This window comes from Streptomyces sp. TLI_185 (assembly GCF_003814765.1).
Taxonomy (GTDB): Bacteria; Actinomycetota; Actinomycetes; order Streptomycetales; family Streptomycetaceae; genus Streptomyces.
Window position 1 is genome coordinate 8,318,996 of the sequence record NZ_RKRB01000001.1, and the last position, 12,640, is coordinate 8,331,635.

Here is a 12,640-nt window from a genome sequence, read left to right on the forward strand (position 1 = left end):
GAGGTGGCCATGTCGAACACAAGGAACACGCAAGAGTCACAAAGTTCACGGAACTCCGACTCGCAGCGGAGCACAGACAAGGAAAACAGCGTGGCGGACAAGAGGCCGAGCCCCATGGAGGTGCTGCGCAATGCGTGTGCGCAGCTTGCGGAGCTCACCGGCATGGCCGTCGAGGGCGCCTCGGCCTTCGAGCAGACGGAGGACGGCTGGTCGCTGGAGGTCGAGGTCCTGGAGCTCGAAAGGGTGCCCGACACGATGAGCCTGCTGGCCAGCTACCAGGTCGAGCTCGACACCGAGGGGCAGCTCACCGGCTACCGGCGCGTTCGCCGTTACGAACGCGGGCGGTCCGATCCGCACGGGCACGGCGCCCGGTAGGTCGTCCGCATGGAACACACATCCGTTTACCAGTTCACAGACAAGGAGGCGCGGTCGGTATGACCGTTGTCCCGGCACAGCAGACCGGCGGAGGGGGCGGCAGCAGTGGCCTGTACGACGTTCTGGAGCTCGTCCTCGACAGGGGTCTGGTCATAGACGCGTTCGTACGAGTCTCCCTGGTCGGCATCGAGATCCTGAAGATCGACGTACGTGTCGTCGTGGCCAGCGTCGACACCTATCTCCGCTTCGCCGAGGCGTGCAACCGCCTCGACCTGGAAGCGGGGCCGCGCAAGGACCCGGGTCTGCCCGACCTCGTCGGCGAGATCACCGAGTCCGGCAGCCGCGGCAAGTCCAAGGGCGCGCTCTCCGGAGCCGCAGAGACCATCTCCGACGCCTTCAAGCAGGCACGTGACGAGGGCCGTGAGAAGGAGACCGAGTCCCGGCCCCGTGCGCGCAAGACCTCGTCATCGGCGTCCTCGCGCAGGAAGGAGGAGCAGGAGTGAGCACCTACGTGTACGGCATCACCGCGAAGTCGCATCCCGCGCTCCCCAGGGACATGGGCGGCGTCGGGGACCCGCCCCTCCCGGTGCGCGTCCTCGAGGCGGGTGAACTCGCGGCCGTCGTGAGCGACGCCCCCGAGGGTCTGCGGCCCAAGCGCAAGGACCTGCTCGCCCACCAGAACGTGCTCGCCGAGGCGGGCGCGGCCGGCGTCGTGCTGCCCATGCGGTTCGGCAGCGTCGCCCCGGACGACGACACGGTCACCGGCGTGCTCGCCGACCGCGCCGAGCACTACAAGGAGCGCCTGCAAGCCCTGGACGGCAAGGTCGAGTACAACGTCAAGGCCACGCACCAGGAAGAGGCCGTTCTGCATCGCGTGATGTCCGAGAACCCGGAGATCCGCGCCATGTCCGACGCCAACCGGCAGGCGGGCGGCGGCAGTTACGAGCAGCGGCTCAGGCTCGGCGAGATGGTCGTCGCCGCGGTGAAGGACCGGGAGGCCGAGGACGCATCCGAATTGCAGCGCGCCCTGGAGCCGGTCGCCGCCGATGTGAGCGCCGGCCCCGAGTCCAGCGGCTGGCTGGTCAACCTGTCCTTCCTCGTGGACCGCGACTCCGCCGAGTCGTTCCTGGCGGAGGTGGAGCAGGTTCGCAAGGGACATCCGCACATCGAGCTGCGCGTCAACGGCCCGCTGCCGCCGTACAGCTTCGTCGAGCCCGGTCCCGCCGAGCACGCGGGTAGTGCCGCCGGCCCGGGAATCGCCCAGGAGTGAGGCCGTGGGGCTGATCAAGGAGCTGGTCCTGCTGCCCTTCGCCCCGGTACGCGGGAGCGGGTGGGTGATCGGACAGGTGCTGCAAGAGGCGGAACGGATTTATTACGACCCGGCCACCATCAGGGCCGAACTCGCCCAACTCGAGGAGCAGTTGGAGGCGGGCGAGATCGACGAGGAGGAGTTCGACCGACAGGAGGACGAACTTCTGGACCGGATGGAAATCGGCCTGCGCGGTGGCGCGGCCCCTGGGAACTGGACGAGACGATGAACCGAGTGGGACTCGGCCTCGCGATAGGGGCCGGATACGTCCTCGGACGTACGAAGAAGATGAAACTGGCGTTCGCCGTCGGAACCTTGGTGGCCGGCAAGCGGATGCATCTCAGCCCGCGGGCTCTCGCGGACCTGGCATCCCAGCAGCTGCAGAACAATCCGCAGTTCAAGGAGATCGGGGACCAGCTGCGCGAGGACCTGCGTGGCGTCGGCAAGGCGGCCTCGGGCGCGATGGTGGAGCGGCAGATCGACGCCCTTGCCGACCGCCTCCACGGACGCACCGCCCAGGTCCGCGATCAGCTCTCGGGAGTGACGGACGGGGCGACGGACCTCCTCGAGGACGACGAGAACGAGGAGTCGGAGGAGAACGAGGACGAGGAGCCGCAGGACGAGTACGAGGACGAGGAGCCGGGCAACGAGGAGCCGGACAACGAGGAGCCGGACAACGAGGAGAGGGACGAGGAGGAGAGGGACGAGGAGTCGGAGGCCGAGGAGGAGCCTTCGGCCGAAGAGACCGAGCGGGTTCCGGCGAGGAAGACCGCCAAGAAGGCCGTGCAGAAGACCCCTGCCAAGAAGACGGCCGCAAAGCGGGCTCCTGCCAAGAAGGCTCCCGCCAAGAAGGCCGCGACGAAGCAGACGACGGCGAAGAAGACCGCCGCCAAGAAGACGGCCGCCCGCAAGACGGCCGCCGCCAGGGGCGGGGCCCGCTCAGCCCGGGCCCGCCTGCCGAAGGGAGGCGGTGAGCGATGACCGAGACACTTGGATCGGCGACCTCCGCGGCGCGCGGCGCCAAAGGGGCGACCGGCCCGCTGACAGACATGGCGAAGAGCGAGGCCGCCGATCGGCTGAAGGCCGAACTGCAGGAGTACCTCGCCACACAGGTCACGCGCCTGCTCGTCGGCGTCGGCCGCAAGCTCGGCGAGACCACCGGCAAGCTGAACGACATCGCCGAGGGGAACAGCCCGGGCTTCGCCAAGCTCGCGCTCGACGGCGGCCGCAAGCTCGCCGAGGGCAAGGGCCCCCTGCGTACCGCGCTGGAGGTCGGCGCCACCCGTGCCAAGGACAACGTCGTCGGTGCCTTCAAGAACCTCGGCGGCGGCAAGGGCAAGCGCAAGGGCGGGGCGGGCAAGAAGCCCACCGTCATCCTCGAGTACATCGACGTCGGCGTGCCGCTGCGCACGGCCTACGACCAGTGGACCCAGTACCAGGACTTCAGCACCTTCGCCAAGGGCGTGAAGAGCGCCAACCGCGGCGACGACACCCAGTCGGACTGGCAGCTGAAGGTCTTCTGGTCCAACCGCAGCTGGAAGGCGAAGACCACCGAGCAGGTGCCGGACGACCGGATCTCCTGGACCTCGGAGGGCTCCAAGGGCACCACGAAGGGTGTCGTCTCCTTCCACACGCTCGACGACAGCCTCACCCGCATCGTGCTGGTCATCGAGTACTACCCCAAGGGTCTGTTCGAGAAGACCGGCAACATCTGGCGCGCCCAGGGCCGCCGGGCTCGCCTGGACCTCAAGAACTTCGCCCGCTTCGTCACCCTCAAGGGAGAGGCGGCGGACAGCTGGCGCGGCGAGATCCGCGACGGTGAGGTCGTCCAGAGCCACGAGGACGCGATCGCCGAGGAGGAGGCCGCTCAGGAGGGCGACGAGTCGTACGAGGACGAGGGCGAGGAAGAGAACGGCGAGTACGAGGAGGAAGAGGAGGCCACGGGGGAGGACGAGCCCGAGGAGGAAGAAGCGGGCCGAGCGGAACTGGAAGAGGGCGAGGAGCCCGAGGACGAGTACGAGTACGAGGAGGAGGGCGAGGAAGAGCCTGAGCCCGAGTACGCCGACGGCGGAGGCCGTCGATGAGCATGGCCGGCCGGCTGCCCGAGCCCTACGGACAGGGGTCGGGCGCCAACCTTGCCGACATCCTGGAGCGCGTTCTCGACAAGGGCATCGTGATCGCCGGTGACATCCGCATCAACCTGCTCGACATCGAACTCCTCACCATCAAACTCCGTCTGATCGTCGCCTCGGTCGACAAGGCGAAGGAGATGGGTATCGACTGGTGGGAGGACGATCCCGCGTTGTCCTCCGGTGCCCGCCGCAAGGAACTCGCCCGGGAGAACGCCGAGCTGCGCGAGCGCCTCGCACAGCTGGAGCCCGGCCGCGAGAGGCGCGAAGAGAGGCGCGAAGAGAGGCGCGAAGGCAGGCGCGAAGAGAGGCGCGAAGACAGGCGCGAAGACAGGCGCGAAGAGGAGGCCCCATGACCGGACTGCGGTACGTCTACGCCGTCTGCCGCCCCTTGGGTGCGCCCCTGCAGTCCCAGTTGAAAGGCGTGGCGGGCGACCCGCCCAGACTGCTGACCCACCACGGTCTGATCGCCGTGGTCAGCCATGTGCCGGAGCGGGACTTCGCGGAGGAACCGCTCCGCAGGCATCTGGAGGACCTGGAGTGGCTGACCGAGACGGCGCGGGCCCACCAGAGCGTGATCGACGCACTCACCGTCGTCACCACGCCGCTGCCCCTGCGGCTCGCGACCGTCTTCCGCGACGACAGCGGTGTCCGCGTGATGATGGAGGCGCGCGAGGACGACTTCCGGCGCACCCTCGACCGGCTGGAGGGGCGCGTGGAATGGGGCGTCAAGGTGTACGCCGAAATCGAGCCCGCGGAAAGCGACGCACCCGCACAGAAGGCGGCGTCGGGCCGGGACTATCTGCGCCAGCGGCGTATGCGGGTGCGGGCGAACGAGGACATGTGGAAGCAGACCGAGGAGTTCGCCGAACACCTGCACGCGGCGCTTTCCGCGTACGCCGATGATTCCCGATTGCATGCTCCGCAGAATCCCGCACTGTCCGGAGTCTCCGGCCGGAATGTTCTCAACGCCGCCTATCTGGTGTCCCGGCGTGATTCCGAGGAATTCGTGGAGCTGGTGGACCGGAGCAAGGACGAAACAAAGCTGAACAGTCCGGCGATACGAGTCGAACTCACCGGCCCGTGGGCCGCCTATTCTTTTGCGGGGGAAGAGTCGTGACGGTCGTCGAACGCCGTGAGATCGCCCTCGTGGACCTGCTCGACCGGCTGCTCGCCGGCGGGGTCGTCATCACCGGGGACATCACTCTGCGCATCGCGGACGTCGATCTCGTCCGCATCGACCTCAATGCGCTGATCAGCTCGGTCAACGAGCAAGTTCCGTCGCCCTGGGGGGAGTTGACATGACCCAGCGCCGCAACCGGCTGGACCTGGAACCCGACACCGTCGAACGCGACCTCGTCAAACTCGTCCTGACCGTCGTGGAACTGCTGCGCCAGCTCATGGAACGCCAGGCGCTGCGCCGCTTCGACACCGGCGAGCTCAGCGAGGACCAGGAGGAGCGGATCGGGCTCACCCTCATGCTCCTGGACGACCGCATGACCGAACTGCGCGAGCGGTACGGACTGCGGCCCGAGGACCTCAATCTGGACCTCGGGCCGCTCGGACCGTTGCTTCCCAGGGAATAACTCCCGCTTAACTCACCACCGGTACCAGCGGCCCCGGTGTCCGGCCGCTGTCGTGCCGCGTACCAGGAATCCCAGCAGCCACACCACGAGAACCGCCAGTGCAATCCACCACAGTGCCTTCAGTGCGAATCCTGCGCCGAAGAGAATCAGCGCCAGGAGCAATACGAGCAGGACGGCAACCATAATTTGAACCTCCTGTTCTTCGGGTATCCCGAAAACAGGGATTCAGGCGCTCTTTCGGCACAGAATCTCTCCGTGCAGTACGCAGAACCAGCCGTCGTCCCGGCGCCCCCATTCCCGCCAGGCGTCCGAGACGGCCGTCAGTTGCTCCACCGTCGCGTGTCCGCCCTCCGTGGCCCGCTTCGCATACGCCGACGCCAGCGTCCGGTCGGCCCACAGCCCGCTCCACCACGCGCGCTCCTCGGCCGTGGAGAAGGTCCAGGTGCTGGAGGTGGCGGTGATGTCGGTCAGGCCCGACTGCAGCGCCCAGGCCTTCAGCCGCCGCCCGGCGTCCGGCTCGCCGCCGTTGGCGCGGGCGACCCGCCGGTACAGGTCCAACCAGTCGTCCATCCCCCGGGACGCGGGATACCAGGCCATGGCCGCGTAGTCCGAGTCTCGGACGGCGATGAACCCGCCCGGTTTCGTCACCCGCACCATCTCGCGCAGCGCCTGCACCGGATCGCCGACGTGCTGCAGCACCTGGTGCGCGTGGACCACGCAGAACGTGTCGTCGGGGTAGTCCAGGGCGTGTACGTCCGCGACCGCGAAGTCGACGTTCGTCAGGCCCCGTTCGGCGGCCGTGGCCCGGGCCTGATCCAGGATCCCCGGCGCGTGGTCGACGCCGGTGACGTGTCCGTCGGGGACCAGCGCCGCCAGGTCGGCGGTGATGGTCCCCGGGCCGCAGCCGATGTCCAGGATCTTCATGTGGGGCTTCAGTGAACCGAGCAGATAGGCCGCGGAGTTGGCGGCGGTCCGCCAGGTGTGGGAGCGCAGCACCGACTCGTGGTGCCCGTGCGTGTAGACAGCGGTCTCCTGCGGCTTCGACATGGCTGAACTCCCCTGTTCGACGGCTTGTCGGTACGCATCACCGTACGCCCGCGTGTCGAATGGTGAGACCAGCGTTTTGAAATGTGGACTGACAGGGTGTCAGCCACCGGTGAGGGGGCGGTACACCGTGAGCGCCTCGGGGAGCTTCTCCAGCGTCACCTCACCCTCCGCCTCGGTGACCTCGCCGTCATGGGCGAGGAGCGTGCCGGGGGCGACTCCCTCCAGGTGCAGGCGGCCCACCTGGACCGCCGCATGGGCGGGGGAGCGGGTCAGCGGGCCCGCCAGGGCGGCCGCGAGCAGCCGCAGCGCGGGACGGCGGCCGCCGTGCACCACCCGTACGTCGAGCTGCCCGTCCGCGAGGTCGAGTCGGCGGCCGGGCGCCAGGCCCATCCGGTGGTAGGTGCCGTTGCCGACGAACAGCAGCCACAGCGGGCGGGTCTGGCCGCCGAACTCGGCCTCCAGCGGATGCCGGCCCGTGCGCAGGACGCGCAGGACCGCGAGCACCCCGGCCGGCCAGCCGCCGATCCGGCGCGACCAGCGGTCCCGCACGCGCACCAGCTCCGGATAGACGCCCAGGCTGCAGGTGTTGAGGAAGACGCCCTGTTGCTTGCCGCAGACGAACCGGCCGACGTCCACGCGCACCGCCTCGCCCTGCTGGACGGCCCGGCTCAGAGCGCGGACGTCCTCCACCCCCAGGTCGTAGGCGAAGTGGTTCAGGGTGCCGCCGGGCAGCACCGCGAGCGGCAGGTCGTGGCGCAGGGCGACCTCGGCGGCCGTGTTGACCGTGCCGTCGCCGCCGCACACGCCGAGCACCCGGGCGTGGGTCGCGGCCTTCTCCAACTCGGCGCGCAGATCGCCCGGTTGGCACTCGACGACCTCGGCGGCCGGCAGGCTGTCCCGCAGGGCGCGCACCCGGTCGGCGGTGCCCGAGCCGTTGTTGGCCACCATGACCAGGCCCTCGCCGTCCGGCAGCGCCGCGACCTCGGCGCGGGGCCGGGCCGGCGGGACGAGCTGGGCGCGGGTCGGCACCAGACCCCGTACGGCGTAGGCGGCGCCCGCGCCCAGGGCGGCACCCGCGAGCACGTCGCTCGGGAAGTGCACCCCGGTGTAGACGCGGGAGAGCGCCACGGACCAGGCGACCGGGGCCACCGCCGCACCCCAGGCCGGTGACTCCAGTGCGACCCCGGTCGCGAACGCCGCCGCCGACGCGGAGTGCCCGGAGGGGAACGAGGTCGTGATCGGCTGCCGCTTCAGCTGCCGCACCAGAGGCACGGGATCCAGCACCGGCCTGGGGCGGCGCACCGAGCGCTTGCCGAGCGTGTTGATCGTCAGGGAGGCCAGGCTGAGCGAGGCGAGACCGCGCGCGGCGGCCCGCCGGGCCCGCGGGGTACGGCTCGCCGCCATGGCGGCGGCTGCTGCGAACCACAGCACACCGTGGTTCGCGCTCCGGCTCAGCCGGGGCAGCACACGCTCGGCGGCCGGCCAGTTCCGCTCGGCGGCGAACTCGAAGAGACGGCAGTCGAGGGCGAGCAGCCGGCTGCGCAGCGGGTGCGGGCCGGGCTTCGGGACGGTGAGGTCGACGTCGGGGCTCATGTGGTGCCGGGTACCCTGAAGTGCCCGTTTCTTGTCCCGCGGGCGGTGATCGACACCCGGAGGGCCCCTGTATGCGTCTGCTCCTCATACGCCACGGTCAGACCCCCTCGAACGTCGATTTCCTGCTCGACACCGCCGTCCCGGGGCCGGGCCTGACCGCACTCGGCGAGCAGCAGGCCGCCGCCCTCCCCGCGGCGCTCGCCGACGAGGACATCGAGGCCCTGTACGCCTCCACCCTGGTCCGCACGCAGCTCACCGCCGCTCCGCTGGCCGCCGCCCGCGGCCTCGACGTCCTGGTCCGGGACGGCATCCGCGAGCTCACCGCGGGCGACCTGGAGATGCTGCCCGGCGACACCGAGCAGGGCGCGCTCTACATGAAGACCGTGTTCGCGTGGGTGGCCGGCGACACGGAGCTGCGGATGCCGGGCGGCGAGAGCGGCGCCGAGGCGCTCGCCCGCTACGACGCCGTCGTCGCCGAGGCCGCGGGCAGCGGCGCCGGGACGGTCGCCATGGTCAGCCACGGCGCGGCGATCCGCATGTGGACCGCGGCGCGCGCCGACAACGTCGACGTTCCCTTCGCCGCCGCCCGCCCCCTCGACAACACCGGCGTGGTGATCCTGGAGGGCTCGCCCGCCGACGGCTGGAAGGCCTTGTCGTGGGCGGGCGCCGTGGTGGCCCCGGCAGGCGAGGGCGGACCCGCGGGCCGCCCCCTCGACGAAACCGCATAAGCGTTTGCCCGACCCCCGGCACGGCCCGCAGAATGCCTCCTCATGGGACATCTGGAAGCCGCGCACCTCGAGTACTACCTCCCCGACGGGAGGGCGCTGCTCGGCGATGTGTCGTTCCGGGTGGGCGAAGGGGCCGCCGTGGCCCTCGTGGGGCCCAACGGCGCAGGGAAGACGACGCTGCTGCGGCTGATCTCCGGCGAGCTGAAACCGCACGGCGGCACGGTGACCGTCAGTGGCGGCCTTGGCGTGATGCGGCAGTTCGTGGGGTCCGTACGGGACGAGACGACCGTACGGGACCTGCTGGTGTCCGTGGCGCCGCCCCGGATCCGCGAGGCCGCGCAGGCCGTCGACAAGGCCGAGCACCTGATCATGACGGTCGACGACGAGGCGGCCCAGCTGCAGTACGCGCAGGCCCTTGCGGACTGGGCCGAGGCGCGCGGGTACGAGGCCGAGACGCTGTGGGACATGTGCACCATGGCCGCGCTCGGGGTGCCGTACGAGAAGGCGCAGTTCCGGCAGGTGCGCACGCTGTCCGGCGGTGAGCAGAAGCGGCTCGTGCTGGAGGCGCTGCTGCGCGGCACGGACGAGGTGCTGCTGCTGGACGAGCCCGACAACTACCTCGACGTGCCCGGCAAGCGCTGGCTGGAGGAGCGGCTGAAGGAGACCCGCAAGACGGTTCTCTTCGTCTCCCACGACCGTGAACTCCTGGCTCGCGCCGCGGAGAAGATCGTGTCGGTGGAGCCCTCGCCGGCCGGGGCGGACGCCTGGGTGCACGGCGGCGGTTTCGCCACGTACCACGACGCCCGGCGCGAACGCTTCGCCCGCTTCGAGGAGCTGCGCCGCCGCTGGGACGAGAAGCACGCCCAGCTGAAGAAGCTGGTCCTGAACCTTCGTCAGGCGGCGTCCATCAGCCATGAGCTGGCGTCGCGCTATCAGGCGGCGCAGACCCGCCTGCGCAAGTTCGAGGAGGCGGGCCCGCCGCCGGAGCCCCCGCGCGAGCAGGACATCACGATGCGACTCAAGGGCGGCCGCACCGGCATAAGGGCCGTCACCTGCAAGGGACTTGAGCTGACGGGCCTGATGAAGCCCTTCGATCTGGAGGTCTTCTACGGCGAGCGGGTCGCCGTCCTGGGCTCCAACGGTTCGGGGAAGTCGCACTTCCTGCGGCTGCTGGCCGGCGACGAGGTGGCGCACACGGGGGAGTGGAAGCTCGGGGCGCGGGTCGTGGCCGGGCACTTCGCACAGACGCACGCCCACCCCGAGCTCCAGGGCCGCAAGCTGCTGGACATCCTGTGGCAGGAACACTCCCAGGACCGGGGCGCGGCGATGTCCCGCCTGCGCCGCTACGAGCTCACGAACCAGGCCGAGCAGACCTTCGACCGCCTCTCCGGCGGCCAGCAGGCCCGCTTCCAGATCCTGCTCCTCGAGCTGGAGGGCGTGACGGCCCTGCTGCTGGACGAGCCGACCGACAACCTCGACCTGGAGTCCGCCGAGGCGCTCCAGGAGGGGCTGGAGGCCTTCGACGGGACGGTGCTTGCGGTCACGCACGACCGCTGGTTCGCTCGGTCCTTCGACCGGTATCTGGTCTTCGGCAGTGACGGGCGCGTCCGCGAGACCGCCGAGCCGGTGTGGGACGAGCGGCGTGTGGAGCGCGTTCGGTAAGCACCACTCAGCCCGACCTGCGTTGGAGGACGAGGCCCGTTCAGGGGCGAAGCGGCGGCCCCCAGACGCTCACGTCCAGCGCAACAGTGCGCCCAGGCCGCCCGCCGGGATCTGGCCGCCGCTCGCCTCCGCCGCCGGTGCCACCGACAGGGCCGGGGCGCCCGTCGTCACCGCCGATCGGATCAGGGCGTCGTCCGCGCGGGCCGGCCAGGAGCGCTGTTCGCCGAGGATCTTCAGGTCCGTGCGGCGGACCGCCAGCTGGTCGGGGTCCTCGCCGATCCACACCTCGCGGTGGGCGTCGGGTCCGTCGGGACGGATCAGCAGCTCGTCGATGCGGTGCTCGCGGGCGGCCTCGACCAGGGCGGGAACGCCCTCCACGGCCCCGGAGCGCCCCTCGGTGTCCGGTTCGCGGGCTGCCAGGAACCGTTCCAGCTCCCGTTCCGCCCGCTGCCGTACGTGCTCCGTGCGGGCCTGCTCGACATCCTCGTCGAGCAGCCTGCTGCCGGTGCCGTGCGGGGCCTCGACGACCATGTCCTGCAGCCGCCGGGGCAGCCGGTCGTGCACCGCCCGCTTCTCCCGCTCGTTGCCCACGAGAACCAGCAGGTCGGCGTGGGTCTCCTCCTGGCAGACGACGAGCGCGTCGGCGATCTCGGCCGCGTTGTGCTCCCAGGTGTTCTCCACCTTCAGCTGGAAGTGCCGCACCGACCAGTCCCGCGTGCTCGTACGGTGGACCGGCCACTGCCGCCCGCTGACCGTGCCGGCCTCCTGCTGGCCCAGCGAGGTGCGCAGCTCGAAGTCAGCGCCCTTGCGGTCGATGTACGCCACCACGCAGGCCGGGTTCTCACCGGCCAGCTCCAGCAGGGGTGCGGTGTGCGGCAGCGGCGCCCAGTGGGCGCTGTCCTGCTGCGGGGGCCGGGCCAGCGGCGGGTCCAGCACGACCTCGCCGGCCCTGGCGAACAGGGCTCGCCCGTTGGGCTCGGAGGAGTGCTGCAGCTCGTCGAGGGCCTCCTGGACGGCCCGGCACGTCGCCTGGTCCGCCCCCTGCCGGTCGAGGTCGCGGGCGAGCGCCGCGGCTGTCAGATGCCGTTCGTGGGGCGTGTCCTCCGTATGCCGGGAGGTGTCGACGTACACGGAGGCCCAGGGGCCCGGATGTTCGTAGAGTGGATGCAGGAAAGCGAGATCCATGGCTCCCTCCCGGATGCCGCTTGGGACTGGCGTTCACCGGGCGGGTACCCGGACCGCATGGACGAACACGACGAGCGGGGTGCCACCATGACCGGAGTCGACCCCAGCCGGCTGGACGACCAGCAGCTCATGAAGGAGCTGGAGACGATCCACCGCACGCGCCACGACACGCTGCTGTACGCCTCGACGGACGCGCTGCGGGCCCACAACGATCGCATGGCCCAGCTGGAGGGCGAGTACCTGCGCCGCAACCCGCAGCGCATGGTGGCCGCGGGCCGCACCCGTGAAGGTGCACGGGACCGCCGGTGCGGGGAGTCGGCGACGCCCTGAATCACGGCGCCTCCTCAGTGGTGCACCGGCGGCCGGCCCCCATGCCGGTGCGCCGCCATGGCATCGACGAACGCATGTGCGAACTCGGGTTCGCGGTGCCCGGTGACGTGTCCGTCACCACGCCCCGGTCGGACACCGTGCGCCGGTTCCCGGTGGACGGTCGGATGCCCTCGGGTTCCAGGGTGGACAGGACCCACGCCCGAGCCGAGCGTGCCCACCGCCTTGCCGTGCGGGCGGGCGTCCCGCACTTAGCTCAGGGCGTCCGGGTCCTTCGCCGCCGCCGGGGCTCCGTACTCTCCGCCGGGCAGCAGGGCCGCGTCGTACCGCACGGAGGCGACGGTCGGCAGGGCACGGTCGACCGTGTACTGGGCACCGTCGGAGCCGGTCACCGCGCCGTCCGTCGGCGCCGGCGCCTCGACGATCGCACCCTCGGCCGCCGGCGCCTCCCGTACGGAGGTCACCTGCTGGCGTCCACGCCGTCCGTGACGAGCACCGCGATCTGCAGGGTGCGGATCGAGCCGTCGCCGCGCAGGGACTCGAGGCTGAGCGCGGGCGAAACGAGCTTGTACGTTCCCGGCCCGGTGCCGTCCTGCTCCGGGACCCCGGCGCCGCGCGCCACCTCGCTCGCCAACCCGCCGTCCACCTTGGCGAGTTGCTCGACGGCCCGGGTGCCGCGGTGCTGCAGCTGATGGCGTT

General features: G+C 70.8%; 17 protein-coding genes and 1 pseudogene. 13 read left to right on the forward strand and 5 right to left on the reverse strand.

Annotated elements, in window-relative coordinates; genetic code table 11:
- Positions 1-9: 9 nt before the first annotated feature.
- The 10 genes from EDD92_RS38265 to EDD92_RS38310 are packed head-to-tail and all read left to right on the forward strand — an operon-like array spanning position 10 to position 5,399.
- Positions 10-375, forward strand: coding sequence for a gas vesicle protein (locus EDD92_RS38265; protein WP_123968525.1), 366 nt, complete (start codon positions 10-12; stop codon positions 373-375).
- Between the two features lie 59 nt (positions 376-434).
- Complete coding sequence (locus EDD92_RS38270) at positions 435-878, forward strand: gas vesicle structural protein GvpA (RefSeq protein WP_030936873.1); 444 nt, start codon at positions 435-437, stop codon at positions 876-878.
- On the forward strand, positions 875-1,645 hold the full coding sequence (locus EDD92_RS38275; RefSeq protein WP_123968526.1) for a GvpL/GvpF family gas vesicle protein: 771 nt from the start codon (positions 875-877) through the stop codon (positions 1,643-1,645). Before EDD92_RS38270 ends, EDD92_RS38275 begins: the two co-directional genes overlap by 4 nt.
- Before the next feature lie 4 nt (positions 1,646-1,649).
- Entirely contained in the window at positions 1,650-1,913 is a 264-nt protein-coding gene (locus tag EDD92_RS38280; protein ID WP_123968527.1) for a gas vesicle protein GvpG, read from the forward strand.
- Entirely contained in the window at positions 1,910-2,665 is a 756-nt protein-coding gene (locus EDD92_RS38285) for a DNA primase (RefSeq protein ID WP_123968528.1), read from the forward strand. Before EDD92_RS38280 ends, EDD92_RS38285 begins: the two co-directional genes overlap by 4 nt.
- The gene (locus EDD92_RS38290; protein WP_123968529.1) at positions 2,662-3,768 is read left to right on the forward strand and encodes an SRPBCC family protein; all 1,107 of its coding nucleotides are present in this window, start codon (positions 2,662-2,664) and stop codon (positions 3,766-3,768) included. Before EDD92_RS38285 ends, EDD92_RS38290 begins: the two co-directional genes overlap by 4 nt.
- A complete protein-coding gene (locus EDD92_RS38295) occupies positions 3,765-4,169 on the forward strand; it encodes a gas vesicle protein (RefSeq protein ID WP_123968530.1) in 405 nt (134 codons plus the stop codon). Before EDD92_RS38290 ends, EDD92_RS38295 begins: the two co-directional genes overlap by 4 nt.
- The gene (locus tag EDD92_RS38300) at positions 4,166-4,933 is read left to right on the forward strand and encodes a GvpL/GvpF family gas vesicle protein (protein ID WP_123968531.1); all 768 of its coding nucleotides are present in this window, start codon (positions 4,166-4,168) and stop codon (positions 4,931-4,933) included. Before EDD92_RS38295 ends, EDD92_RS38300 begins: the two co-directional genes overlap by 4 nt.
- A complete protein-coding gene (locus tag EDD92_RS38305) occupies positions 4,930-5,118 on the forward strand; it encodes a gas vesicle protein (RefSeq protein ID WP_030936857.1) in 189 nt (62 codons plus the stop codon). Before EDD92_RS38300 ends, EDD92_RS38305 begins: the two co-directional genes overlap by 4 nt.
- Positions 5,115-5,399, forward strand: a complete 285-nt coding sequence (locus EDD92_RS38310) for a gas vesicle protein K (RefSeq protein WP_030936856.1) — start codon at positions 5,115-5,117, stop codon at positions 5,397-5,399. The genes EDD92_RS38305 and EDD92_RS38310 overlap by 4 nt, the downstream gene beginning before the upstream one ends.
- 12 nt (positions 5,400-5,411) lie before the next feature.
- Here EDD92_RS38310 and EDD92_RS38315 read toward each other — a convergent pair whose 3' ends face one another.
- From EDD92_RS38315 to EDD92_RS38325, 3 genes are all read right to left on the reverse strand, one after another.
- Positions 5,412-5,582: a hypothetical protein gene (locus tag EDD92_RS38315; protein ID WP_030936854.1), complete on the reverse strand. Its 171-nt coding sequence runs from the start codon at positions 5,580-5,582 to the stop codon at positions 5,412-5,414.
- Positions 5,583-5,624: 42 nt separating this feature from the next.
- Positions 5,625-6,446 carry a class I SAM-dependent methyltransferase gene (locus tag EDD92_RS38320; RefSeq protein WP_123968532.1) on the reverse strand — a complete coding sequence of 274 codons (822 nt, stop codon included), beginning with the start codon at positions 6,444-6,446 and terminating at the stop codon, positions 5,625-5,627.
- Between the two features lie 99 nt (positions 6,447-6,545).
- Entirely contained in the window at positions 6,546-8,039 is a 1,494-nt protein-coding gene (locus EDD92_RS38325) for a bifunctional phosphatase PAP2/diacylglycerol kinase family protein (protein WP_123968533.1), read from the reverse strand.
- A gap of 71 nt (positions 8,040-8,110) precedes the next feature.
- Between EDD92_RS38325 and EDD92_RS38330 the strand changes: the two genes are divergently transcribed.
- Positions 8,111-8,767, forward strand: coding sequence for a histidine phosphatase family protein (locus tag EDD92_RS38330; RefSeq protein WP_123968534.1), 657 nt, complete (start codon positions 8,111-8,113; stop codon positions 8,765-8,767).
- 42 nt (positions 8,768-8,809) lie between these two features.
- On the forward strand, positions 8,810-10,429 hold the full coding sequence (locus tag EDD92_RS38335) for an ABC-F family ATP-binding cassette domain-containing protein (protein WP_123968535.1): 1,620 nt from the start codon (positions 8,810-8,812) through the stop codon (positions 10,427-10,429).
- Positions 10,430-10,498: 69 nt separating this feature from the next.
- Here the strand turns inward: EDD92_RS38335 and EDD92_RS38340 are convergent, their stop codons facing one another.
- Positions 10,499-11,614 carry a Vms1/Ankzf1 family peptidyl-tRNA hydrolase gene (locus EDD92_RS38340; protein WP_123968536.1) on the reverse strand — a complete coding sequence of 372 codons (1,116 nt, stop codon included), beginning with the start codon at positions 11,612-11,614 and terminating at the stop codon, positions 10,499-10,501.
- A gap of 57 nt (positions 11,615-11,671) precedes the next feature.
- Between EDD92_RS38340 and EDD92_RS38345 the strand changes: the two genes are divergently transcribed.
- A complete protein-coding gene (locus EDD92_RS38345; RefSeq protein ID WP_123968537.1) occupies positions 11,672-11,944 on the forward strand; it encodes a DUF6158 family protein in 273 nt (90 codons plus the stop codon).
- A gap of 14 nt (positions 11,945-11,958) precedes the next feature.
- Here EDD92_RS38345 and EDD92_RS51615 read toward each other — a convergent pair.
- A pseudogene (locus tag EDD92_RS51615) lies at positions 11,959-12,611 on the reverse strand (DJ-1/PfpI family protein); the annotation flags it as partial.
- Between the last annotated feature and the right edge of the window lie 29 nt (positions 12,612-12,640).

Coding starts and splice junctions, on each gene's coding strand:
- EDD92_RS38330 (WP_123968534.1), top strand. CDS start 8,111: ATGCGTCTGCTCCTCATACGCCACGGTCAGACCCCCTCGAACGTCGAT.
- EDD92_RS38270 (WP_030936873.1), top strand. CDS start 435: ATGACCGTTGTCCCGGCACAGCAGACCGGCGGAGGGGGCGGCAGCAGT.
- EDD92_RS38345 (WP_123968537.1), top strand. CDS start 11,672: ATGGACGAACACGACGAGCGGGGTGCCACCATGACCGGAGTCGACCCC.
- EDD92_RS38320 (WP_123968532.1), bottom strand. CDS start 6,446: ATGTCGAAGCCGCAGGAGACCGCTGTCTACACGCACGGGCACCACGAG.
- EDD92_RS38285 (WP_123968528.1), top strand. CDS start 1,910: ATGAACCGAGTGGGACTCGGCCTCGCGATAGGGGCCGGATACGTCCTC.
- EDD92_RS38335 (WP_123968535.1), top strand. CDS start 8,810: ATGGGACATCTGGAAGCCGCGCACCTCGAGTACTACCTCCCCGACGGG.
- EDD92_RS38340 (WP_123968536.1), bottom strand. CDS start 11,614: ATGGATCTCGCTTTCCTGCATCCACTCTACGAACATCCGGGCCCCTGG.
- EDD92_RS38310 (WP_030936856.1), top strand. CDS start 5,115: ATGACCCAGCGCCGCAACCGGCTGGACCTGGAACCCGACACCGTCGAA.
- EDD92_RS38295 (WP_123968530.1), top strand. CDS start 3,765: ATGAGCATGGCCGGCCGGCTGCCCGAGCCCTACGGACAGGGGTCGGGC.
- EDD92_RS38265 (WP_123968525.1), top strand. CDS start 10: ATGTCGAACACAAGGAACACGCAAGAGTCACAAAGTTCACGGAACTCC.
- EDD92_RS38315 (WP_030936854.1), bottom strand. CDS start 5,582: ATGGTTGCCGTCCTGCTCGTATTGCTCCTGGCGCTGATTCTCTTCGGC.
- EDD92_RS38300 (WP_123968531.1), top strand. CDS start 4,166: ATGACCGGACTGCGGTACGTCTACGCCGTCTGCCGCCCCTTGGGTGCG.
- EDD92_RS38325 (WP_123968533.1), bottom strand. CDS start 8,039: ATGAGCCCCGACGTCGACCTCACCGTCCCGAAGCCCGGCCCGCACCCG.
- EDD92_RS38290 (WP_123968529.1), top strand. CDS start 2,662: ATGACCGAGACACTTGGATCGGCGACCTCCGCGGCGCGCGGCGCCAAA.